The organism is Pseudomonas sp. LBUM1648 (assembly GCF_059716145.1).
The window spans coordinates 3,260,666-3,284,353 of record NZ_CP166808.1 but is presented as its reverse complement, the minus strand read 5'-3'; the positions used below and the strand labels follow the sequence as shown (position 1 = coordinate 3,284,353).

The following is a 23,688-nucleotide window of genomic DNA, read 5'->3' as shown; positions in this document are numbered from 1 at the left end:
ATTCCGGGCTGAAGCTTCGAAGAAGCTTCATTATAAAATCACTAACTGTTCTGAATTTCAAGAGTATTTTTCATGGGCTGATTACTGGCTGTTCAAAAAACACCTTCATTTGAAACAGCTTTGAAACAGCTTTTAAAAATGATTGAAACCTTTAAAACTGGTCAGGCCCACTAATTATGGCGGTTGATGCCGGACAGCCCGCATTATTAGGGCAGTGCAGCTAAAACACTTTTAAAAATGGCTGAATCTTTTAAAAATGGCCCTTGGATTATGGTTGTCACAAAGCCCTCCATCTAAAGCGTTATGGGCACCTCTCAATAGTTGGGTAATTTGAGTACAGAACCCGCACAGCCTCGGGCCTTCAGCCGTGCGGTCGGCGTTCCTCAGCAGGGCTCGGTCAAAGCTTGTCAATATATAACTAATTAGTCTTTAGTTGCCTGATCATCAGTCAAGCTTTGTAGAGAAATCTTGCAAAGACATGTTTGCCATGTATAACCTACATGCCATCAATCAAATGGTTAGGGCTATGCGATGATCGACTCATCCAAGCAGACGAGCACGCTCGCCTCGAACAAACGGAAGAATACGCACCCTACTTCCGATAACTCCCAGAATCGGAAGTGTGCAATCCAGCATTCAAAGAAGGATGGCGAGATGCCGAGCCCATATCCGCTGTTTAACACCTATAAAGAATTCATCAACCACACTAGCGATGAGCCCGACCCGAGCCTACCGCTGGTGATGAACTATCTAGCGAACTTTGATGCTTTGCTAAAACCCATAGACGGTTTCGAAGCCGTCAGTGGTTTTCTGCGTTCATACTCCAACGTCGAGGCTACATTCGTTTCGTATCGCACACATGCCGAGCGCCTGCTGCTTTGGGCATTGTTGATCAGAAAGAAGCCCCTCATGGAGCTGCGTCGCGCAGATGCCGAAGCCTTCTTGGAATTCTGCATGAATCCACCCACGGGCTGGCTTGGCCCCGTGACACGCAGCAGATTTCTGATCAAGGCGTCAGACAAAGATTCAGGGTTGTGCACAAATCCACGCTGGCGACCATTCTCAGTGAAGTCAGCGAATCGCACGCCTGATGCCGCTGATCTTGACGGCCCGGGTACCGGCGCTCCGTATCAGCCGTCCCGAGGGAGTATTTCCCAGATTTTCTCGGTTTGCAGCAGCTTGTACGAATATGGTCTCGATGAGGGTCTGACGTCGGCGAATCCCTTCAGAGCGATCAAACAGAAGTCGCGCTTCAAAGCGTCGCGCTCAATGGAGCAAACCGGACGCGCCCTTACGCCTCTTCAATGGGACTTCGTACTTACCACCGCTGAAAAAATGGCAGCAACGGCTCCTGAGCGCTATGAACGCACCCTGTTCATCGCCGCGACGTTGTTCTCGATGTACCTACGCGTTTCAGATGTCTGTGGTCGAGTGAATTGGCAGCCCACAATGGGCTCATTCAAGGCAGATCATGAAGGCAACTGGTGGTTCCACCTCATTGGTAAGGGTGACAAAGCCGCCAAGGTAGCGGTTAGGCCGGAATATATTGATCGGTACCTAAAGCGCTACCGGCGGTTCATGGGGCTGTCCGAACTGCCACTACCTCATGAGCAAACCCCTCTGATTGCGACCTTGAATGGTCGTCCAGGGTTATCCACTCGAATGGTTCATTCGATCATCAAGGAACTGTTCGACCGAGCCATTGATGAGATGGTGAGCGAAGGTCGTCAGTCGGGCGAAATCGAGGCTCTGCTACTGGCCTCCACTCACTGGTTAAGGCATACGGCTGCGACACTTGATGCCCCCTGGCGAGACGCCAAGGACTTACAGATGGATCTACGTCACAACAATTTGTCGACAACTCAGGACATCTACTACAGCAGTTATGAAGATAAGCGCTCGTACTCTCTTAAAAAATTGGGTTTGAAAAATCGCGACTAATTTTCAGAGACAAAAATCAAGCGCCAAAAGTGCCAACTAACGTTTCTTTGCGTGGCGTGGTTAGGATATAGCAGGCCTGCCCTACTCTTTGCAGGTTGTTTCTAGCAAGTCATTATAGCTCAACTAAATAGTTATTTAGTTGAGCTAACTATACTAATTTGTCTGTGGGCTGAATCTCTACATCAGCCACACGACTTGATGTTGAAAGCTATCTTGACTTGGCATTGCTCCTCCTCAGCGACTGGTGGGATACGTGGTTTAGGCAACACTCCTCTTATTAGGCTTACGTGCAGCAAATAGCTAGATGACTTGTTGTGCGATATTGCAAGCTTCCAAAAGCTCCTGACCCCTCATGCAAAATCCTGAAAGCTCATCCTGTGGGGGGCTCTCCGAGCTCGACTGTCGCGAATCAAGCCGCCCGCAAGGCGTCCGTCTTGACACTGCTCACGCCTGAGCGCTCCGCTTGCTTGTTCCTGCGTGGCGGCCATAGCGGCGCTCTCAACGAATTCGGCGCTCGATACGAGTCCCCTGCGCGAGGCTTCAGGCTCTGTTCTTGCGAAATTAACGCTACGCACAGCGATATCCTTTCGCTCTGCCCTGATATCATTACCCTCATGAGCGCCCTGCTCCTTTCAATTATGGCACCCACACCGGCAGTTTGGAGTTACCAGGTTTGTCGATGATGATCGCCAGGCTTTGCTTTGCCCGCGTAGCTGCAACATAAAAGGCGGCTGCGGGAGTTGATTCCAGGTAGATCTGCTTCTGGATAAAGGCCTTGATGGGCGCGGTAAGCATGATCAGCACACGCTCGAATGCGGCGCCTTTCGAAACCTTGAAATTCATAAAGTCAAACGAGAGCTCCTTACCTGAAGCTTGGTGCTGCGAATACACTGAGGCCGGAACCGCTCGACATGCTTTGAATGCACCAAGTACAAGCCATCATGTTCAGACACCGCGTGGTTCTCTGACGTTGTTCCTGGAAAGCCCCATGACGCATCAACAATGGAGTCAGAGAACGTCGCGATCTCAGTTCGGCAGCGGTAAGTCGTTGTCGCATAGTCAATGCTCAGCAGCCCTCCCTTTTCGCGTACAAGGAACCACTCAAGCGCACCTGCGTACCCATACTGTTTGTTTTTCTGTCCCCTCGGGTTGGTCGAAAGCACCGCTTGGCGCACGTCACCAACCATTCGGACGTCGATCCGCAACTCAAGCAATTCATGGACGATTTCCCAGTCGTAGCCACTCAAGTCTTGCACCTCGTCGATCAGAATTTCGTCGTAAAGAAACTCAAGTCTTCGTAACAACACCGGCGTGGCGGCCATCAGCTCTCGCGCGAGGCGTCCGAGCTCGCATGCGAGTTCAGGTAGGCCTACAACCCGCTCATTGTCTCTAAATGATCCAGTGGCTCACGCCCCATCGCCTCCATCAGCGCATTAGCAAGCCAAACGGCATCGAGCATGCTGAATGAATAACACATGAATTCGAAAACAAGCTCAACTCCCCCGTCTTCAACTGTGTATACCCCAACTCTTTCAGTTTTTTCGCTCTCATCCACCGCAAGCTCAACAACATAGGATCCGTCTTCTGTTTCGTGGCATTTGAACCTACCATCGGCGCAGTAACTCCATTCTTCAGATATTCTTTTTCGATATGATCTTTTCAAAATACTATCGCGATCGGCCGGCGTTGGTACAAAACCTGCCTGATTTCCCACGGTTATGAGTACGGCATCGTAAAGGCAGCGCGCGATATCTTCAGCTACGGCGTCGGCAAACCTAAAAGGCATGATGTCTAACTTTAAACTGACATACTGATCAACTTGCCTGGATACTTGGCACGGATACAGTTCGTCAAAGTCTCGACCACGCCAGCATATGAATTCGCGTTCTGCAAAAAACGCTGCCGATTGCATTTCAATTTTGCTCACAAAATTCACCATCGCTATGTTCGTAAAAATAACAACGGATGCTTTATAGAAAAACTTTAGCGAAAAGTTTGATATTTTTTCTGGGGCGGATACATATAACCTTAAGAATCAGTGCTAGGGCAGCGCGAGGTTTGACCACCTAAGCTTGAGACCAAGCTCCGAATCCGCAGGAAAAAGTCTGAGCCTTAGCTGAGCTTGCTGGGCCCGAACAGACGACAATCGGTCGATGCGCACTGACCTTGTTCCTGGTTGCGTCTTTGCCACGGCAAGACTGAATAATCATGGTTGGCACAAAAAGCCCAGGACATTTACCCGCTCTTCAGCAATCATGCTCCCATAAATCTTGGCGTTCAGAGAAAGACATGAATAGGCTCGGACAGTGCATGGCGTGGTTTTGGCGGGACAAGAGGTCTCGATCTGAGCAGACGCGTGAGCGTGCGTTTATCGACTCAGTAAACGGGTTGAAGACTTTGAAGGTCACGCCTGACGGCGGTATGTCGATAGATCCCCAGGAGATACGCGACCGAGTAATTGCGAGTCGGCATGCGCTTAAGCATTTCGTTAGGAAAGCGTAAGAAAACCTCCCCTCTGCGGGCTACCATCAGCACGTTTCCGGCCGACGAGGCTCCGCGTCTCCTCGCGCTTTTCGGGGCCTTACTGAGGCTAGCTGTAACGTAACTTTTTCACTTGTAACGTAGGCAACGTTACAGAGCAAAAAGAACGTTACAGACCAATGAATTCAGGCATTTCGTTGAAGTGGGGTGTCTGAACAAGCTTGAGGTCGCTAATGACACATAACCCGCTCCTCTCTTAACAACGTCGAAATCAGGCTTAACCTGCCTATGAATGACAATGCTGTAATTGGAAATGGAAGATGAAGCGCTGCATGAGGTGGCTAGGTCTATTCATAAAGGTCGTTTGTCGAGACAAGAGAAACCCATGTGCAAGCAATTTTCCTCGCTATCAATCATGGCGATCATTTTGAAATCGGCGAGATGACTAAATACGCGACAAGGTATCCCTGCTTGCTCACAGAGGTGTTTCACCGAGAATGCTTCAACTCTTGTGAAAGGCTGTGGCATCCCCCATCAGTGAGCGTCAGCGGCTAATTTTATAACCATTGGAGACCGCATTTTAAGATCCCAGAGCTAGGATCTCTAGCGCTGCGATGATGCAAGCTATCGGATGCTATCGACAGGTGAAACCAGAGCCACAGTGCCTGCTTTGCAGTGAATTCCATCATATAACCGCCAAATACCATCTCAATGGTGTCCCCAATTTTCGTCGCCACAAACATGCGGAATATGGCCTCTTCTCGACTGCGAAATTCAATCCTTGGGTCGGGGTCAACAAACTTACCACCAGCAATGAACAGGTAATCAGGATCAGGCAAAGTCTCTAAGGATCCCTGCCCATCTTCCGGAAACATTGTGCCGCTAGTCCTATCGCTAGCAAAACACTTGAATACTTCTAGATATTTTTTTGCCTTGGTCGAAGAATCGATAGGCAAGAAAAGTCTAGGTTTAATCTCTTCCATTGCTACGAGCGCATCGAAAATGCACCAGGCGACATCGGCCGCTTGATGCACCGTATAGTACTGTTCGAAATCATCCAATGTCATTCTGATTATCTGGCCTTGTAATGCTATTGATGCTTCGTAAGTGTCACCAGTACGTCCCGGCCAATGGAATTCTTCAAATTCCTCGCACTCCAGATCAGTGCCGTATTCAAGGTCGCAAACATTCTGTGAGTAGGTCATCACGCATCTCCCTTCGACAATCTTATTTATGCTTAATAAAAGAAACGGATTAAAATGAGCAAAACTTTAGCGTGGAAGCAAAATAAAATTTCTCCCATCTAAATTTCAATGCGTGGTTTCAATTTAAGAAAAATCGTCGTGACCACCCTTCCCCACAGACATAACCCCAACCTCATGCAACCATTATTGAACGATCGTCACTCTGTCGAGTTAAAAACGGGCATCTGTTAATGACCCAAAAATGGGACATTAAGTGTAAAAAACGAGGTTAATGTCCCTTTTTGGGGTCTTTAAAAGGGGCGATGATTCATCACCTGACATCCCGTTACGGCAAAAAAATCTTCTATCGCGCTCAAGGTTTTTCAAAACGATCCGTTTTTCATCTGTACGTACACAGTGAGAAATCAGCATTGAGCCTATCGACGATTGCATTCATCGAGTGCCTGCAGAGCGCTATTTCGTTTTCCAAGACGACCCAAGGCAATCGCCAGCGGAGATCGTGGGAGAGACTCATCGATTACATCGAATCATCCAGCTCCCTTGCTGAGTTTGACAAAGCTGCGGCCCGGGCGGAGGGGTATGCTCAAGCACTGGTAGACAGCGAACAGATTTACAGCAAATCCACTGAGCGCGACCTACTGATAATTGCGACCATTGATGCATGGCGCCGGCACCATATTCATTCAAATACTCCGATCAGCGTGTAGCACTACCCTCCCCTAAGGAAATCGATGTCCACTATTATTCAGCGCTACGCCGATGACGAAATTTCAGATTCCACGATCCAAATGCCTCAGCGGATATTGGCCACATCGACTCATCAGTACCCGATTGATGTGCTCGCGGCCGATTGGAGAAGTACCAGACAGATCCGTCGGATGCCCTAGACCGATATCCATGGGCTGCACGGTTTGTGATGGGCATTCCCGTACCATCCTGGGCGCTTCCCCTGGTATGGAATGTCGGGCAGAAGTCTCGCTTTATTGCTGCTGTGTGGACGGGCTCCGATTTGGGGAGCTATCTAACTAACGAATGGTTCAGTTCAGCAGGTGTGGGCAGGACTCTAGCGGAGAACAGTGAGATCCTTCTTGATGGCCAGCAACGGCGGCATAGCCTTGAGGAGTATTTTCTTGATCGACTGGCTGTCCCAGATGCTAAAGGGCAGCCGAGGGTGTAGTCTGAGATTGGAAATGGCGAACGTAAACGTTTCCTGTCGACGATCTTCGCTCAATCCTACGTGTCTTCTGGCGATGAGGAAGCGTTACGGAAAACGTATGATCTTTGCGCAATGGGCGTAATGTCTCGCACGCACGATCAGCGTGCGGCTCGATAAGCTTCGCTGTTCGATTGTTGGGGCGTGCCCCGTTGGGGTCGGCTGCATGAATCAAGCGGCCTTCTACTCGACAAATCTTTCGTGTTGCGGGATTCCTGATCAAACCTGAGTGGTTATATCCTGTTCGCGGGGATCTACCCTCCTCTTGCGTCAAGCATTACAAAGAATCTGTAGATCACAGCCGATTGTTTCCTTCAGATAAACCATGGCAGCGGCGATGACCATGTCCTGATCTTCGCTGCGGTTTGATGCTGAAATACCAGGTTGGGCGATCAGCACTTCTGCCTCGATAGGTTTGAATCGACTCTGCCTAAGGAGCTCGTTGAGCCTAGGCGCATTGCCCTTGAAAAAGCGTGTCGGCCTGGCCATGGTTTTCAGCCGCTCCTCACGACCAAGGAGATGGCGACAGAGATCATTAAACTTCCATTTCCATTTGGCTGAACGTACCGCTTGAGAGCAGACCTCGACGGCATCCTTGATACGTTCTCCCGCTGAGGCAGCACCAGAGAATTTGCAGTGAATCAGCGTGAGTCGGATGACGCTTTCCTCTTCCTTGAGACAAACCAGATCGGCAGCCTCGCCGGCGGAATCATCATCAAAGACGACATCAAACCCGCCCTCCATGTAGACCTGGGCGACCTTCCATTGTATTGAGTCTTCGCGACCCGCCCCTTCTTTCCAAAAGCTTTCTTTCGTCAGGTCGACGCCAGTCCAATCCCAAGGTTCAAACTGGCTAGGGTTAAGTACTAGCTCCCGAGGGTTCCTCGGCTGGATCAGCAAATTGCCGTCCAGCTCACTCAGGTCTACAAAGCGGGCCAGTGGTGGGTAGTCGCAGAAGAATTCGTCGAGCCGGCGCGTGTGCCTGCCCAATGTGATCATCAGAGGATCACCACCAACTTGCTCAGCTTTGAAACCCAATTGGGGGTCGAGACGAAGGACGAACTGAGCAACACCGGCTTCATCCTCCGTCACCAGCGAAAAACGCAGCGAATTAGGATCGAGCGACACAAAAGTGATTTCAAACATATAGAGGGGTTGCGGGCTATCGACGGAAGCAGGACTCAGTACAATTCTCTCCTCCGACATGCCTAGGAGTTCCGCAGGCCACTCAAGAGCGAGCACGACCCTATCAGTCGGGAACTCGTCGATCTCAGCCGGAACCAGGACGTTAGCGATTATGTCTTCGATGTTTATCGTGTCATCAAGTAGCTTTGTCCCCACCCTCCTACACCAAGACAAGAGCGCTGGGATCGATCCCTGATCTCGCGACCACACTCGGCCTTTAACAGAGCATCCCACCGTCGCCCGGGCTCCCAGTTCCCACCCTGCTCCGCTCACATTGTTTTTGACCGAATTCTGACGTTCTGTGAGCCCTAGGGCCTCGTCTACGTTTCCCCCGGTATACATCGCGAAACTAAGATTTCGCCGTCCGTGCTTTTTAACCCCTAAATTCTGGAATACCAACCGGTTGATATAGCCGAGACTTCGAAACATAACCTGACCTTTGATCAGCACAGCCTCGCCGGCGACAGCTGAGGCGAGTTCGGGAAACAAAGAATCATGATTGGTAGAGGACAGATACAGCAGACCACGCTCGGTGTCGTGGTGCAGAACGAAAAGAGCCCACTCGCTATCCCGAACACCTTTTGTATTCGTCCATAGAACACGTGACTCGCTGCGTGTGACGAAATATAAGGTAGGACTGTCGGTGTTTTTCCAAACAGCTAGAGGGATAAGATGGCCTGGTAGACCGGCGTGAAAGCGGTCTGGTAAGAACTCCGTGGCTCGGTAAACTGCGGTGCTGAATTTAGGCTTTAACAGATGGGGTGAAAGGACGATTGCATCTGTTGGATCATGCTCGTCCACGCGGCGGGAGGCTTGCAGGAATGCTACCAGCTCTGCATGATCCTGCGCCGCAGCCGAACTCATTTCTGACAGGATCAGATTCCAGTCAGCATCCTCACTGTACAGACGCTCAAGTGCGTCCGAGACGTTTTTATCTCCGATGTTGGCTACGACCGTCGCATCACCGATGTTGTCACCGGCAACTCGCGTGAACCGCCCAACAAACTGCAACAGGATTGCCAGGCTTCGGTGCATGTCGTGCACGGCTGCAACCTTGAGTTGAGGCAGATCGAATCCCTCGCCGAGCATGCCTACACAAATAACAATTTTCGCCTCACCCTCTTTTAACGCGGTGAGCCGTACTTGGGCCTGATCAGAGTCCGAGTGAATCAGTACCGGATTCAGGTCTGCGGCAATGGCACGGTATATCCTCTCAACCAATGTCGCCCGTGCGATGGAAGAGCATCGCGCCATCAGCCGGTGGTCTTTGTTATGGTTTAGGTCATGCCGAAGCTGCCTTACCGCTGCCTCGGCAATAGCTTGATCTGCATGGTGCGGATTGACCTGCACTGGCTCGAATCGGATGTTTTTGAAATAACCATCCCGTTGCGCGGCGGCCAGCGGGTAATTGAAGATGACCTTGCCATCGACAAGCTGTGAATCGCGACGAAACGGTGTCGCAGTGAACTGAAGTGTTGGAACGCCCTGAAGAGCGTTTTTGAGGTGTGTCCATGTCGTGGCAGGTACGTGATGCGCTTCGTCAAGAACGAGCGCGCAGCAGCGACTGGCGATCTCCTGGAGCAACGCGTTGGGAAGACTCGTACCGATCGCGCCGATGGTACAGACCACAACGTTGCAATGCGAAAACATCAACAGATCAGCAAGTGTCCTGGGTCTTTTCGTCATGACCCCAACAATTGGGTTCGGCACATCCTGCGGCAAAACACCTAAAGTCTTGAGCAACCCAAAGGTTACAAATTTATATGCGGTTTGAGCTCGCAAGGCGTCCCAAGGCACTACTACTAGAAAAGGCTCTCGACCGTATGCCGCCAGCGCTGCGAGCATTGTCTCTGTCTTGCCAGTACCGGTAGGCATGACAATCGTGGCCGGGGATTGCTCCAGGCTCCAGTGCGCGCCGATAGCGTGAAGGGCTCCTAGTTGTGGCGGACGTAAACCGCTTTCAGATTGCCCACCATTCGTTCCACGTCGCTCGGCTCTGAAGCTAAAAACGCCTCGCCAGGTTGTAGCTATCTCTCGTGCATGGGATGAGGGCCCAACCTGCGCGCGATGGTTTTTGAACTCTTCAATTAATCGATGCCTGGCCCAAACAAATTTGCCATCAGCTTCGAAAAGCACTCCGTCAACACCATCCGGAAGTTGTACATCTCGGCGTGAGGTGAGGATGACTCGCTCCTCGTTATCGAAGCGCTTCAAGGGCTGCTTGATTCGAGCAGAGATATTAATCGAGGTTTCAGTAACAAGCGTCACTTGCTGCGCTGGGCGAATGAGATGCTGGACAACACCGATCGAATGGCGCTCCTCAAAGACAATGGCAGGCAGCGTAAACATCTTCAGTCGTCCATGGCTAATGATTGATTGTCGTGCTGAGCGCCAATGAAGAACTCAGAGGACGTTTCCATCGACGCAGTCAAAATGATACTACAAGGTATCGTGTGCTTATCTCAATCCTCGTGAGGCGGGGGCATTGCAGGCCAAACCGATCATCGTGCTCTGCCTTCCTCATGCCTTCCAGCTTAGGCGCGAACGAGCATTAGTGTCAGATTAAGCAAGGCGTGAAGTCGCCAGACTCTGCAACCGGCGGAAGAGCTGACTCGTGTGCTGGATCGTATCAATGTGAAGTTCGGAAAGAATGCCCTGCACTCTGGGCGAATGCTGATCGACGCGACGAGAGCCATGAACCCTGAAGTGATAATCAAGCGACACAACATGCGTCGCGCAGCTCATGCGCTTCATTCCAACTTAGCCTTTCCTGATATCGATGCTATGAGGGGATTATTGGGAGAGATGACAGCCTATTGCCTGGCCTGCCTGGTCACATAACGGGAATTCCAAACCTGTTAAAGTCAAGGAGCAGTGCCCGTCACCCACTCATCTTGCTTAGAATGTCACTCGACGTTCCGCCGGAGTGCCTATGCAAAAATCCATTGAGGCTGTTTTCTATCAGTGCGAACACACGGGTGCTTTTCAAAGGGGGCACGAGGCTGTTCTGGGTATTTTGAAATCACATTACGGCGAGGACTGCGGAGCCGCCCCTTATACACTTAGCCATTTCAGTTCAATCGTGGGCTATAGGTTCATACGAGAGGGAGTCGCGTGTTTCATACCACAGACCAAGATGCCTCCCACATCTAGTGGCCCGTTTCCGTTTGCGCCCCTTCTGGCAAGTAAAGATCTGATTGTTCCTCCGCTGCTGATGCCTCGCCATATGACACTGATATGCGATGCGATCAGAGCAAACGAAACCCGTCCCGACGGCTTAACCGTCGACTTCTGTTTGGCCAGCATTTATACCCCCGACGATATGGGGCGGTACTTCGAGTCCCTCTTCAATCAGATCGATTCGTTTAAACCCTACATGCAGCACATTGACGAATGCATCCGAGCGTATCTGTTCGGCTACGTTTCCGTTGCGGTGTCCGGGCTTATCTTGGCTTCCGAAGGGATACTGCGAGAGATCGGAGCAAAGATAGACAGCAGATTTGAAGGGATCACCAGTAAGGATCAGTTCATAAATGTGTTGTCAAAAATCGAAGATTTGCTCGTTGCCAAGGCCTATCACGGTGTAGAGGTTCCAGGCTTCATGCGACTCAAGGAGTACATGCTGGGCTTTGACGAACAGCTTTGCTTGGTTGATAACTTCAAAAATTACTTCACTACCCGGCTCTACGAGAAGACATCCGAGGTCAAGGGCACCATCGAAATGAATCGGCATAGCGTTCTGCACGGTTTATCCATGGACTTCAACAAGTCGATCAATTTCTACCGGCTGTTCATCATGCTGGTATTCCTCGCCTTCGTAAGCGTGCTCCTGGGCCACAACCGGGCGTCGGCATTTGTCTCGGAAACCGAGCGTTCGAAACTCAAAAGCGATTGCTACGACAAGCTCGCGAGGTTCGGCGCATCAATGAAGGCGCATTTTCCTCTCTGACCTTTCTGCCGGGGGCTGCGTGCTGCGTGCCAGGTAGAAACCGTCCCCGATGCGAATTATAGGCCCGTTAAGCTGGTTGGAATTTGCTGTTCGCCAGCATCAAGGTGAGTCGCTGATGAACCCACTGCTGGTAGTGCTCCAGAGCCCGCGCGTACGGCCGACGGCCGACGGCCTGCGCGCTGCGCGCGCTTTCTGAGGAGCCCTGTAACGTAACTTTTTGGCTGTAACATAAGCAGTGTTACAAAGCACAGAATTACGTTACAGACCATTTTAAGGGAGTCCAGCACCCGAATTTACTGTCTTCCCACAACCCTTTTCTTCAGCGTATCCAGCTCTCGCTTTACACCTATTTTTGGGTTCAAAACGATGGCTTCCTCATAAACCTGGATAGCATGTCATTTCCTCGCTGCATACATCGATGGGTCGCAATCATCGAATTGCCAATCTGGCCAACATGATTGACCCTAGACTACAAGCAGAGTCGACTGGGTGTCGGAATGCATATGACAGGAGCAATGATGCGCGTACTCATCAAATACCAAGATGGCTCGGGCCAGATTACGGAACGGGAAATCTCGGATCTGCGCAAGGAAAACGACGCCAATATTGATGCGTTTTGCCATACCAGAGAGGAGCGTCGGACATTCAATCTCGACCGGATAATGCATGCAGTGGCCCCTGATACAGGAGAGGTATTGAACCCATATCAATTAGTGCCATTGATGCGTGATCCCGAATCACTTGACTCTCTAACCTGGAAATTTCGTCAGGCTATCAAGGCACTAAAATTCTTCAGCCTGACTACTCGCGGATTCGCCAAGCGTGAACGCAAGCACGTAGACGCCTTCGTCAAATCCTTAGCCAACACCTCGTCATACACAGATGAAGATATCAGCGAGTGGGTCTACAGCCTTTGGTGCGCAGACCTGTATGACTACCGTGACGGTAACGTTGAAGAATACAAAGGGTTGTTAGAACAGATCCCGAATTCACTGCTTGATGAGTGCCGAGCATTCGCTGTACGGATCGTCATGGGTTCCGCTAGGCAGCCAGAAAACCTCGACTGGATGCAGAGGGTTGATGAAGAGTTTTGCTCTCGTCCCCTAGTGCGGAAGCCTTTGCGACCAAGCTGCGATGACTGACGCACGCCCAGAGGCTAACTATCAGTATTAGGTCTTACTGACGGCCCTTGGGCGCTGCACTCAAAAATTTCTTGTTCGGATTGGGGCTCACATTCGCGAATCAGCCCCGAAGTGAACAGTCCAATATTGTACCTGCGCTGTTAGATGCCAGTTTGGGCATCGCGGATAGCCAACCCCGGCAGGTCACCGTTGAGGTGATTTCCCTTTCCTGCGTTGCCACAGTGTGCTGCGATTCCTCAAGAAAATGACTTTCTCAGCATCCACTAATCACACATCATTCTTCATCCTTCCGGTAGCTCAACCCTTAAGCTTGGCATCAGCTAACGCCTGTGACAGATAGTTATCTGGCGATTGCAATGACTTACGAAACTCGATCGTGAAGCGATCTCCATCATAGTGGGTGAGACGACCAATCAGGTCTTCCCGGATGGAAAAGGTGTTGTTTAGTTTGCTGGCATCACCACCCTTCGCAACCGCCGTAGGATTATCGGTCTTTGCAAGCACGAGCCTAACTTCTAGTTTCCCTGCCAGGGTCATTTCAAGGTGTCTTCGCAGCAAGTTCCAGCCCGCACGATTGCTGCCGTTCCACCGCGACAGCGAGTCGACATATCGAAGAATCCCATCCGCCGGGCGTTCGAAGTATTGCTCCCAACAACTGATCACCAGAGCGCCATCTGCGGAAATGGCGGAAACGGCCCAATTAGGGTTATCAAGCTTTGCTTTGTAGCGATTAAAAGCTGTCGTGTAGTTAAGGCTTGGCATTGGCTTTACATCCTTGAATCTGGCAGTGAAAGGATCCGTATATGGACGATCTCAGTCCGAATGTAGAGAGATGCTGGTCACCACTTCCCAATGCCCTGCTCGATCAGAAGCTTCGCGAATTGATCACCATCTACCAGCTCGATCTGAATCCCCGTAGCTTCTGCGTACTCCTCGGCCGCCTTTACAGCGCTTTCCGCAATTGTGCCGGATGTGATAACCATCCCTAGATTGGCGTTCGCCGCCTCTATACCGTCAATTAGCTGCTCGACGACCTTGTTGTTCACCGGGGCTTTGTCATTCCAGTGTTTGGCTTGTACGGCGAGTGTGTATTGGAAAGTTTCAGCAACGCGAAACGTGGCAAGTATGTCTGCACCTTTATCCAAAAGTCTGGGAACAACCGTTGCCGTCTTTGCGCCCATCTGGATCAACAAATCCTTAATCAGATGCTCGAAAGCGAAGCTGTCCATATGGCCTGACCTGAGATGCTGAACTGTCTCTTTGACCAATGCGGTCTGAAGCTCGTCTTTAAACGATGGTTTGTTCCCGGCCTCCGCCCGTGCAAGAGCATCTCGAATGTCGTCGAGCACATCGGTTGCCAGGGCAGTCGTACCATATACCTTCATCCTGGAAATCAATGGAGCTTTTGCGAAATCACGTGGAATCGCTTTCTTATTGTTGAGCCACCGTACGTTACGCCGATAGCTCGTATCCTCGCCAGTGTGTTCCGGGAGATACAACGCGTCGCTTGTGATTTCAGCCAGGTAAAATTTTGGGCCGTTTGGAACGACCACGAGATCGCCCATCTTCATGTCTCGGACAAACCGCCACATATGTCCGGCAGCAGCACCAGCACGGCGGAGATTTTTTTCGGTCGTATAATGGGTGTCATGGAGTTTCTTTCTAAAAGCCTTCCAAGATAGCGTTTGATCAAGAAGTCCGGCGGTTGCAGACCAGCCGATGATTACTTGATCGCTTTTCAGCGCCAGCGGCACCTTGTTTACGTTGCTGGGTGCAATTCTGAGAATAAATGCCTGTTGCATGCTTACCGCCGTTTACCAGCCTATGTATCGCCCTAGGGCGTAGGCTGGATGGGTTGATTACGTCCGACTCCATGCGTGGAGAACACGAAGATGGTAAACCTCTTGATGCCTTTGATTGCACCTCCCTGCCACTGATCGGAGGCTGTGCTAGAACTGCCCTAGGCTTTTATTCCTTTCTTCTTTTTGCCCGTCGTTGCTAGCCCACGACGTGACTGTGCAGTTTCCTCGTTGGCCTGAAAAATCTCGATCAGTTTCTGATTGTAGTCATCCAAATAGCTTTGGAGCCCTTCTCGATCAACCAGCCTGCCAGCTGCTGTACTCGCCAATTCTTTTGCAGATCTGGTGAAGTAGGAATTGGTGACGACCATCGCCTCATCGCAACCGTAAAAAGCTTTGGTGGAGATGGCCTGCTGCACAGCGGAATTGCCCACCGAGCCAGAATTGTTTTTCGCCTGGATCACCATATTCTTGTCGAACCGGCTAACGAACAGATCAGCACCTTGGTCGGCCGTCCGTTTGGTTTCTTTGACGTCGTAGCCAATGGTCTGGAAGATCTCAACAAGGAAGTCTTCAAACTTGAATCCGTCCATGGCATCCACGAGATACATAGTCATGAACTGGTCTGAATTGAAATGCTGGTGCTGGCTCTCCAGGCGCTCCACCAAAATATCGAAATGGAGCTCCTCGCACAGGCTCAATGCGTTTCGAAATGCTTGAATTGGCAGCAACGGGACTCCAGCCGTGCTGGCAGCTTGAGGGTTGAGTTGGACTCCTGAGAAAGAGACGTCGCTCTCCCATAGTAAATAGCAGAACAAAGCGAGGTTAGCTCTGAAGCTGACACCAGCTCCCTCTATCCAAGATCGTAAGGTATCAGCCAGATTCGCCTGGAGGTGACGACTGATCTCAACAGAGAAACCGTTTTATTCCGAGTTAAACGCAGTAATCATCAATAGTTTTTCTAGTAGAGATGGAAGCTCTCAAAGCTCATCGAATCCCTTGCGGATCAGAACCTCCCTGAATAGCTCTCGCTCCGAATAGACGCCGTCTGTTCTTGGCCCTGGCGCCCCATGCCCATCTGCGCTCCCTACGCCCTCTAGTGTCGTGTTAATGAAATTAATGAAGTACTGCTGCTTTAGACCACTACACCTCAAAGTGGTTGACATTGCTCGCCATGACTTTTATTTCCCCCTAAAGAGCTGAGCACTCAAGCCCCTGAACTCCTCGCAGTGAGTTGAGTGAAGTTCAACTCGAAGTGAGCGTCAAGGTGCAGACAGGCTCTAAGCAAGATGCGACTGCGTCCTTGAGCTATTTATAAATTTGGCAGCGCCTTGATTTTCAATCCTGTTTCCATACGTTGCGATCGCAAAGCTGCTTCAAGGATTCCGCATTGGTCGTCCGTTGGCCAAGTATTCCGGAATGCGACGAAATACGTAACGGATTGCGACAGGCTGAAAGCGATAGATATCCTGCTTCCAATCATGATCTACGCTGTGGTGACCATGTCGGCAACGCGCAAGGAGTCCAAATGGCCAAGCACATCGTTATAATTCACGGATGGAGTGACGAAGGTAAATCCTTTAAAAATCTGGCATCTAACATTGCTCAATGGTCTAAAAGACCACCAGTAGTCATTGATATTGCGGACTGGATTTCGCTTCAGGATAAGGTGACCTACGCCGACATTGCTGTTGCAATGCAGCGGGCTTGGTTAAAGCTTAAACTCCCCACTACCCCTAGGTCAGTCGATATAGTGACCCATAGTACCGGCGCCCTGGTGGTACGTGACTGGATGACGCGTTTCTACCGAAGCGATAGCGTGCCGATTCACCATTTTCTGATGCTGGCGCCGGCGAACTTTGGTTCCCCCCTCGCCCATAAAGGTCGGTCATTCATCGGTCGAGTGGTCAAAGGTTGGAACAAATTCCTGGGGCAGACTGGCACCGAGATACTTAAAGGACTAGAACTAGGCTCACCCTACACCGTTAACCTCGCCAAAAAAGATCTATTCTCCAATGACACTTGGTATGGCTCCGGAAAAATCCTCGCCACTGTTCTAGTAGGAAACGTCGGGTATGATGGTGTTGAAGCGATAGCGAACGAAGATGGGAGCGACGGAACGGTAAGAATTAGCACTGCAAACCTTAATTGCTCCCTGTTGCAACTTCCTTTGGACTCAAACCAAAAAGCCAAAGGCGATTGGAAGTTACTAAAATCTAAGGGGGAGATTGCCTTTGGAATTATCGACCAGGAAAACCACAGCACCATTGTCCTAAAAAACGGAGGGCCAAAGAACCCTCATACGCTTTCGTTAATCCAAAATGCTTTAACAGTGGAGGATCAGGCCTTCTCGGTAAACAATGGCTCATTTCCCTGGCAGCAGGAAATACACGCCGCTGATCCTTTTGTTGAGGATCGGTCGCCTAGCTATTTGAATCTGGTCGCTCATGCGAGCGACAATCTTGGGCAAGACATCTCTGATTATTTTCTTCAGGTCTATAGGAAGGTAAACACCGATAGAAAATTTGAAAAAGAAATCTACGAAGATGTTTTTCGCACCGTGCATGCCTATGAGGACAATCCTGCGTACCGTTCACTGTATCTATCAGTAAAAGACCTGATGGCCATCATAGGGCGCTATACCATTGAGACCCTTTATCTAAGCATCACAGCCCAGCCAGTATTTGAACCTCCTCAGAACCCTGTGGGCTACAGGAGTATCTCGGCGGCAAATGCTGACGGCCTACCTATCGCGAAAAAAGACATCCCAACCTTTTTTACACCTCATCGTACGCTGATTGCTGAAGTGGTCATTGAGAGGCAGATAGATGACGCGGTGTTTGAATTTCAATAGCTCCGCCCCCTCGGCGGCCAATCAGATTCGAGAAGACGAGATATCGATAGTTAGCGAATGGGCCATCCGCCGGGACATGCTCTCACCGGGCTACACAAGCAGGTGGTGAGAGCTTCCGCAGTGTCGCTGAGTTCATTTGTACACGTTACCGTTGGTCGCAAGATTCCACTATTTTGGGTTTTCTAAAAATCTTTTGGGTTGCTCATCACTATATCCCTATAGGCCGTAAATCATACGCGCCAGGACTGGAGAAAATTTGATGCATATCACCAATCAAAAGCTAGCACTGAACGCCATCGTGGAAGCCCTGAAATCGTCTGCGAGTGTCGACCCTGTTGGCACTAGCTTGGGTCTTAAGCCTGGGCAGTTCACGACCACTCAGGCCATTAGAATGAGCAACGGTTTCTACCTGGCCGAACCGGTACCTGTTAAGCACTCTAGAAATGCTGCTCTAGGTCGTCGGCTCTCTTCTCTAAGTGACACGTTGCGCATTCGCAAGGTGACGAGCATGAAGACTTTTGATGATCGAGGCCGTCTAAGCACCACTGCTGTATGGGAGCATTCAGAGGTGCAGGCTTAAGTTAAGATTCAGGCGTCCAATGATCAAGTGGTCGATAGTCTGCCTGGTGATTGTTTAGGGGGCGTCGAAAGAGACTGCAAGTGATTCCCTCCGCACGGCAAAACCTGATACCGGCTGGGTGATGCGCCGGGGCATGCCTTCATCTGGTTAACCTAGAGCTGGGGCAACTACTGGAGTGCCATTGAAGCGAGCCCCAATTCAATTCACCTGCACAACCTTTGCGGGCTGGCACTGTAGCTTGTCGCCAGGGTTATAGCTGAGGCCTCGGTACCCGATGGCCATTGGTCTTGGGAAGACCTGGGTGAGCGTCACACCCGAATTGGATACGCGCTTAACGTCGCCGGTAACACCGGGAGCATCAGGCAAAAGGGCTTTTGATAATTTGTCGACCTCTGCCTCTTTTTCGCTGATCTGCAGGGTAAGGTCTTTCATGGCGTTCTGAGTCGCTTCAGTAATCGTCTGGTTCGCGTTGTTCCCTGGTGTCGTTGAAGCTGCAGTAGTAAGTGCTTTAAGCTGATCACGTAGGCCTGTCAGCTGCTCAAACCTTTCGACCAAGGCTTGAGTGCTGGCAGCAAGTTCAGCCGAGTGCGAGGTTGAGCTTGCGATAGATACATCGATAGCATTTGCGTAATACACCTCAGAAACAAGCAGTAATTCTGGCTTTGAACTGTTCCCTTGCTTGTCATGGACTGTTTGAGGATCCATGGTTTTAAGCGTGATGCACTGCAATTCATTCCACCCATCTTCGGTGTCGAAGCTTCCGCTATTCCATGCTGCCTGGAGAGCGTTCATAGGTACTCTTATGACGGTGGCGCTTGGAACAGATACCGTCATCAGGTTTTCATCCTTTCCTGCTGCGCTGCCTTTGGCCCCAACCATCCAAGCGATCAGATTTCCACCAAGCCCGGACTCGACGACCGAACCGAACTGAAAGGCTGGGAATGCGACGGCGCGGTTCAGTTTGAAATCGACCTCAGGTGCACCAGCGCACTTGAAGTTGGAGTATTTGATTTCTGCAGGCTGCCAAGGGGTCACTTCCACATGGGTTGTAGATTTCTCCCCATTCATCGAATATCCAGAAACCGGAGGTAGTTCCGGAGCATTTTTGAGTGATAGGTAGAGTTTGCACAGATCCAAGGATCCAGCAGGTATCGGGTAGTAACTGTAAAACTCGGCTGGTTTCTCGTCAGATTTGATCTTGCCAGGGTAAGTCGGTACCAAAAGTACATTCCCTGGATAAAGGCCCTCCTGGATAGGGTAGATTGCTTGAAGCCCAAGCTTTGAGATGCTCTCTGACCAGGCTTTTAGCATTGTCCCTTGTTCAGGTCTTTGGGCGCGGCCCCAAAAAATGAGGGCAAGAGCCCCTAAGGCCACGATCACGACTGGTATAAAAATTTTGAGTCGCATATATGCCCTCCATCGAGCATAAAAGCATTTCGCTACCACCGGTATAGAAGCAGCGCGCGAAAGCGCAAGAATATGGAGGGCGTTTGCTGAAGGACATGTGTGTTTTATGCCCGATTGAGTTTCATCCCGGCATTCACGTAGATCCCTTGAAGACCGCATCCGCGAATGAACGCAGCCTCGCGATACTGTGGATTGAGCGCCGCGATTTTTGGTCGCAACATTACCCTATAGTGGCCCTATGCTATAGTGCGAACCGAATGCTTTGCTTTGAATGGTTAGTTGTTGCAGGTAACACGGCTGCTCCGCACATGCATTAACTTGAAGACATCACACTAAACAACGACGGAACGTTTTAATGTCATTTTTGATACCCATCATACTCGCCTTCCTGACTTTTCCTTTCCTACAAAGCCGCCTCTGCAAAGGACAATACAGTTTTGCGAAAACCTATTTCGGATGGGGGCTTCTGGGGACAGTTGCACTATCGATTGGCATTTTCTGGCTGCTTGGCCCGATCTTCTTTCAACAGGATCATGGCAGAGGTGATAGGGCGATTTCAGTCACCTTCAGGATTTGGAGTCTCGTTACTACTTTTTACATGGTAGGGGTCTGCATTGGTCTCAATCACATCCGAAAAAGGGATAATCGTCCGCTGTTGAACCTCTACATCATCATGCTCATCGTCTGCACTGCTTTGTTGTTTCTATCCAGCTTGGCGGCAGCACCCGTTTATTGGTTCATTTACGGACTAACTGCCTTCATCGCATACAAAATTCGGACGAATCAAAATCCTGGTGATTCACCGAAATCCTGGAATGACTGAAGCAATCGCAAGCTAGCGACTTACGTGACATTACTTTTCCAATGACCAACACGAGGTCTAGGAACGAGTCGCATCGTCACTCGCCAGCAAGATTGTCTCCCCTATCAAACCTCTTCATTCCTCAAACGCATTGCAGTCAAAGCCCCCCCCCTCCCACACTCTTCGTTCCACCGTTACAAGGCATGCCACGGTGTGCCTCGTTGGCCAGCAGGACAAGTCGTCCATTTTTGTGGGCACGACAGAATCTAATGCCTCGGTACTCCCACCCATGACTTGCGCCCCTTCGACGAAGTGCTGGAGGTTGTGACCGACGTGCCGCAGTGGACTGGGAGTTATTTTGCGAGCTCGCATAAGACGAAGGCTGGTGGCCCAAGAATGTTCGCAACTACCCTACTGACGCGACAGAACTAGAGACGTGGGGCAGCGAAGCTTTCCGTTCCATCATGCACTCGTAGATGCCCGGGACATTGCGCAGATGTGCCGCAGGTAGCTGGAACTTTAGATAGGGGTCTGCATGACGGCTTTTGCATTTTTTAATCAAACGATTTCTTTTGAAGTCAAAAGTGTAGCCGCGACTACGTCGCGAAGGTGCGATTGGCTGATACATCAAAGGCTTTGTCGCCTCACCACCTGGTTTGATGAGCGAAAAAATCTAAAACCCGAAGCAAAGATTGGAAAGAAAAAGAGCAAAAGCTAAGCAATCGGATTGATCGTCCCAAGGCCACCACAATGCAAAGAAGTGTACGCCTTAGGAGATTGATGCTTTTTTTTGGTTTCAAATATAAAGCTCCGTTTGTTTTTTTTGATTTCAAGAGGGGGGCAGAAATTTTTTTGTCGAGGTGAGTTTTCAAGCGGATCAGCCTGCTCTCCATGAAGCCTATAGGCGTTTGGCCATCATGGCGAAACGTGGTCTATGCTCGGCACTGCACACATAATTGTTAGCCCTCTCGATCTAAACGCCTGTTGTCGCGCGCGTTTTGATATCAGTCCCCCAGCAATGGGCCCGGCGCAAAATGTGGGTGGGGAAAAGTGAGGCGTCATCGCCCTCGGCGGAGACGATTGCTTTGAAGGCAACCTAAAAGCAGGAGATTCATCGTGGAGCAAAAATGGATGTTGGTCGCATTACCCCTAGCTGCTTTCATCGTTGCATGGATACTTGCCAGCTGGCGCGCGCAACGCAACCAGCAACAGATGGTCAAGGACATTGAGATCACTCGTTCCGCTTTAGAACAGGCCAAGGCTGAGTTAGTAATCCAAGAGACAAAGCTCGCTCAGTTGTTGGAGCAAAAAGCCGCCCTGGATATCGCCTATGGACGGATGGAAACGGATCGGGACAACAATAAAGATCAATTAGCCAGGCTGGATGCGGAAATCGTTGACCTTAAAACCGAGCTCAAACGCGCCCAACAATCAGAACAGGCAGCCCGTGAGAGCAACTCGAGGACGCAGGAAACCGCTGCGAAGCTACAGGATCAGATAACCAGCAACGCTGCCACATTCACTGAACGATTGGCCGAGCGCGATCAACAGCGCGAGAAATTGGAAACTCAGCTATCGACGGTCGAAACTCAGATCAAACAGACTGCATCCCAGCTCGGAGAGACGCGCGAATTGCACGCGCAGACTCAGACCCAGTTACTAGAGAAGCAAAATGAGCTGAGCACCTATAAAGCGTGGTGGGAAACCACCAAGTCTGAACTCAAAATTGCGCAGGAAAACTACGCTGCCCTGGAAAATGCTCACGTAAAACTCAATACCTCATTGCAGGAAAAACAGCTGAGTTTTGACGCTCAATTCAAGCAGTTGAACGAAAATAGGGAAAGTCTTACTAAAGAATTTGAACGCTTGGCCAACGATGTGCTGGAGCGCAAGGGTAAGGCTTTCAAAGAACTCAACCAAGAAAGCATCAACAATCTGATTGCCCCACTGCAGACGGAGATGAAAGGTTTCCGCTCGCGTATCGAAGACATCCATACCAAGGACGCCGAACAAAGAGTTGAACTGCGTACCGAGCTGAAGAACCTGCAGATCTTGAACAAAGACATCACCGACCAGGCGGAAAAGCTAACTACGGCCCTGCGTGGCCAGAAGAAAGTCCAAGGCAACTGGGGGGAGTTGATGTTGGAAAACGTTCTCGACAACTCCGGCTTGCGCTTAGGCACTGACTACAAACGCGAGGTGAGCTTCAACACGGAAGACGGCCGCCAGCGTCCGGACGCCATTGTTTATCTGCCGCAGAACAAGCACATGATCATCGACGCCAAGACATCGCTGGTCGCTTACACCGATTTTATCAATGCCGAGGATGACTTAATAAGGGCCCAAGCTTTGGCCGCCCACACCGCAGCCGTGCGTGACCGCATCAATGAGCTTGCCGATCGGGATTATTACCGCCTCGCAGGACTGAATTCGCCGGAGGTGGTGATCATGTTTATCCCGATCGAATCTGCCTACGTTGAAGCACTACGCCATGATGAATCGCTTTTCCAGCGGGCGATTGAGCGAAATGTACTGGTAGCTACTCCGACTACATTGTTGACCAGTCTGAAAATCGTCAAGCAGCTGTGGAGCTTTGAAGATCGCAACAAACATACCGCAGAACTGGCCAATCGAGCCCAACGCTTCTACGAGAAGCTTCATGGTTTCCTGACAAGCATGCTGGCTGTAGGCAACCAGCTTGATAAAGCTAAGGATACTTACGAAAAGGCTTTGGGACAGCTTTACACAGGTAGGGGTAACTTGATCAAGCAAGCGTCTGAGTTCAAGGAACTGGGCGTGTCCGTGCAGAAAGAGCTACCAGCTGAACTGCTGGAGCGGGCAAAGCTGGAACTCGATACAGATATTGCGCTTGCAGTCGAAGCAGAAGTAGCCAAGCCGTTAATAGCCGTGTCATAAAAAGCTGCGGGTAATGCGAGATTTTCTGAGCATGCGAGGGCCCGGAAAATCTCGTCTCCAGTATCGAGTTAAAGAGTGATACTAGCCAAAATTATGTGGACACCCTCGCCCCTATTCCCAGAACTGCAATTCGCAAACGAACTTTTCATTCCAAAGCCTCCGCAAACTCATATCCTCCATAAACACCGGCGACCTGCTATTGATAGCCATGGCG

Annotated in this window: 18 protein-coding genes and 1 pseudogene; 10 read left to right on the top strand and 9 right to left on the bottom strand. The window is 50.5% G+C overall.

The genetic code is table 11. The features are described 5' to 3' along the window. Nucleotides 1-654: 654 nt before the first annotated feature. The gene (locus tag ACA043_RS15050) at nt 655-1,941 is read left to right on the top strand and encodes a tyrosine-type recombinase/integrase (RefSeq protein WP_497657303.1); all 1,287 of its coding nucleotides are present in this window, start codon (nt 655-657) and stop codon (nt 1,939-1,941) included. Between the two features lie 636 nt (nt 1,942-2,577). On the opposite strand, the gene ACA043_RS15045 is transcribed toward ACA043_RS15050, so the two are convergent. From ACA043_RS15045 to ACA043_RS15030, 4 genes are all read right to left on the bottom strand, one after another. Beyond that, entirely contained in the window at nt 2,578-2,784 is a 207-nt protein-coding gene (locus tag ACA043_RS15045; protein WP_497657302.1) for a hypothetical protein, read from the bottom strand. Further along, a complete protein-coding gene (locus tag ACA043_RS15040) occupies nt 2,781-3,263 on the bottom strand; it encodes a UvrD-helicase domain-containing protein (protein ID WP_497657301.1) in 483 nt (160 codons plus the stop codon). The genes ACA043_RS15045 and ACA043_RS15040 overlap by 4 nt, the downstream gene beginning before the upstream one ends. Before the next feature lie 47 nt (nt 3,264-3,310). Beyond that, nucleotides 3,311-3,868: a hypothetical protein gene (locus ACA043_RS15035; RefSeq protein WP_497657300.1), complete on the bottom strand. Its 558-nt coding sequence runs from the start codon at nt 3,866-3,868 to the stop codon at nt 3,311-3,313. A 1,111-nt stretch (nt 3,869-4,979) separates the two neighbouring features. Further along, nucleotides 4,980-5,627 carry a hypothetical protein gene (locus tag ACA043_RS15030; protein ID WP_497657299.1) on the bottom strand — a complete coding sequence of 216 codons (648 nt, stop codon included), beginning with the start codon at nt 5,625-5,627 and terminating at the stop codon, nt 4,980-4,982. Between the two features lie 302 nt (nt 5,628-5,929). Here ACA043_RS15030 and ACA043_RS15025 point away from each other — a divergent pair, with 302 nt between their 5' ends. Next, complete coding sequence (locus ACA043_RS15025; RefSeq protein WP_497657298.1) at nt 5,930-6,334, top strand: hypothetical protein; 405 nt, start codon at nt 5,930-5,932, stop codon at nt 6,332-6,334. 776 nt (nt 6,335-7,110) lie between these two features. Here the strand turns inward: ACA043_RS15025 and ACA043_RS15020 are convergent. Continuing rightward, a complete protein-coding gene (locus tag ACA043_RS15020) occupies nt 7,111-10,374 on the bottom strand; it encodes a DEAD/DEAH box helicase (protein ID WP_497657297.1) in 3,264 nt (1,087 codons plus the stop codon). 267 nt (nt 10,375-10,641) lie between these two features. Between ACA043_RS15020 and ACA043_RS15015 the strand changes: the two genes are divergently transcribed. The 3 genes from ACA043_RS15015 to ACA043_RS15005 all read left to right on the top strand — a co-directional run bounded on the left by ACA043_RS15015 (nt 10,642) and on the right by ACA043_RS15005 (nt 13,116). Continuing rightward, nucleotides 10,642-10,866 (top strand): hypothetical protein, encoded by a 225-nt coding sequence (locus ACA043_RS15015; protein ID WP_497657296.1) that lies wholly within the window; start codon nt 10,642-10,644, stop codon nt 10,864-10,866. Between the two features lie 91 nt (nt 10,867-10,957). After that, nucleotides 10,958-11,974, top strand: a complete 1,017-nt coding sequence (locus ACA043_RS15010; RefSeq protein WP_497657295.1) for a hypothetical protein — start codon at nt 10,958-10,960, stop codon at nt 11,972-11,974. 518 nt (nt 11,975-12,492) lie between these two features. Next, nucleotides 12,493-13,116: a hypothetical protein gene (locus ACA043_RS15005; RefSeq protein ID WP_497657294.1), complete on the top strand. Its 624-nt coding sequence runs from the start codon at nt 12,493-12,495 to the stop codon at nt 13,114-13,116. A 297-nt stretch (nt 13,117-13,413) separates the two neighbouring features. Here the strand turns inward: ACA043_RS15005 and ACA043_RS15000 are convergent, their stop codons facing one another. The 3 genes and pseudogenes from ACA043_RS15000 to ACA043_RS14990 form a co-directional block, all read right to left on the bottom strand. Further along, complete coding sequence (locus ACA043_RS15000) at nt 13,414-13,878, bottom strand: hypothetical protein (protein WP_497657293.1); 465 nt, start codon at nt 13,876-13,878, stop codon at nt 13,414-13,416. Nucleotides 13,879-13,955: 77 nt separating this feature from the next. Then, a complete protein-coding gene (locus ACA043_RS14995) occupies nt 13,956-14,918 on the bottom strand; it encodes a restriction endonuclease (RefSeq protein WP_497657292.1) in 963 nt (320 codons plus the stop codon). A gap of 158 nt (nt 14,919-15,076) precedes the next feature. Further along, nucleotides 15,077-16,054 (bottom strand): annotated as a pseudogene (locus ACA043_RS14990) (restriction endonuclease); the annotation flags it as partial. 389 nt (nt 16,055-16,443) lie between these two features. Here ACA043_RS14990 and ACA043_RS14985 point away from each other — a divergent pair. The 3 genes from ACA043_RS14985 to ACA043_RS14975 all read left to right on the top strand — a co-directional run bounded on the left by ACA043_RS14985 (nt 16,444) and on the right by ACA043_RS14975 (nt 18,349). Then, complete coding sequence (locus ACA043_RS14985) at nt 16,444-17,769, top strand: esterase/lipase family protein (RefSeq protein WP_497657291.1); 1,326 nt, start codon at nt 16,444-16,446, stop codon at nt 17,767-17,769. Further along, on the top strand, nt 17,744-17,878 hold the full coding sequence (locus ACA043_RS14980; protein WP_497657290.1) for a DUF4113 domain-containing protein: 135 nt from the start codon (nt 17,744-17,746) through the stop codon (nt 17,876-17,878). The genes ACA043_RS14985 and ACA043_RS14980 overlap by 26 nt, the downstream gene beginning before the upstream one ends. A 150-nt stretch (nt 17,879-18,028) precedes the next feature. Next, the gene (locus ACA043_RS14975; RefSeq protein WP_497657289.1) at nt 18,029-18,349 is read left to right on the top strand and encodes a hypothetical protein; all 321 of its coding nucleotides are present in this window, start codon (nt 18,029-18,031) and stop codon (nt 18,347-18,349) included. Between the two features lie 198 nt (nt 18,350-18,547). Here ACA043_RS14975 and ACA043_RS14970 read toward each other — a convergent pair whose 3' ends face one another. After that, entirely contained in the window at nt 18,548-19,756 is a 1,209-nt protein-coding gene (locus ACA043_RS14970; protein ID WP_497657288.1) for a hypothetical protein, read from the bottom strand. 355 nt (nt 19,757-20,111) lie between these two features. Between ACA043_RS14970 and ACA043_RS14965 the strand changes: the two genes are divergently transcribed. Then, the gene (locus tag ACA043_RS14965) at nt 20,112-20,579 is read left to right on the top strand and encodes a hypothetical protein (RefSeq protein WP_497657287.1); all 468 of its coding nucleotides are present in this window, start codon (nt 20,112-20,114) and stop codon (nt 20,577-20,579) included. Between the two features lie 1,095 nt (nt 20,580-21,674). Beyond that, nucleotides 21,675-23,474: a DNA recombination protein RmuC gene (locus ACA043_RS14960; RefSeq protein WP_497657286.1), complete on the top strand. Its 1,800-nt coding sequence runs from the start codon at nt 21,675-21,677 to the stop codon at nt 23,472-23,474. Nucleotides 23,475-23,688: the final 214 nt, after the last annotated feature.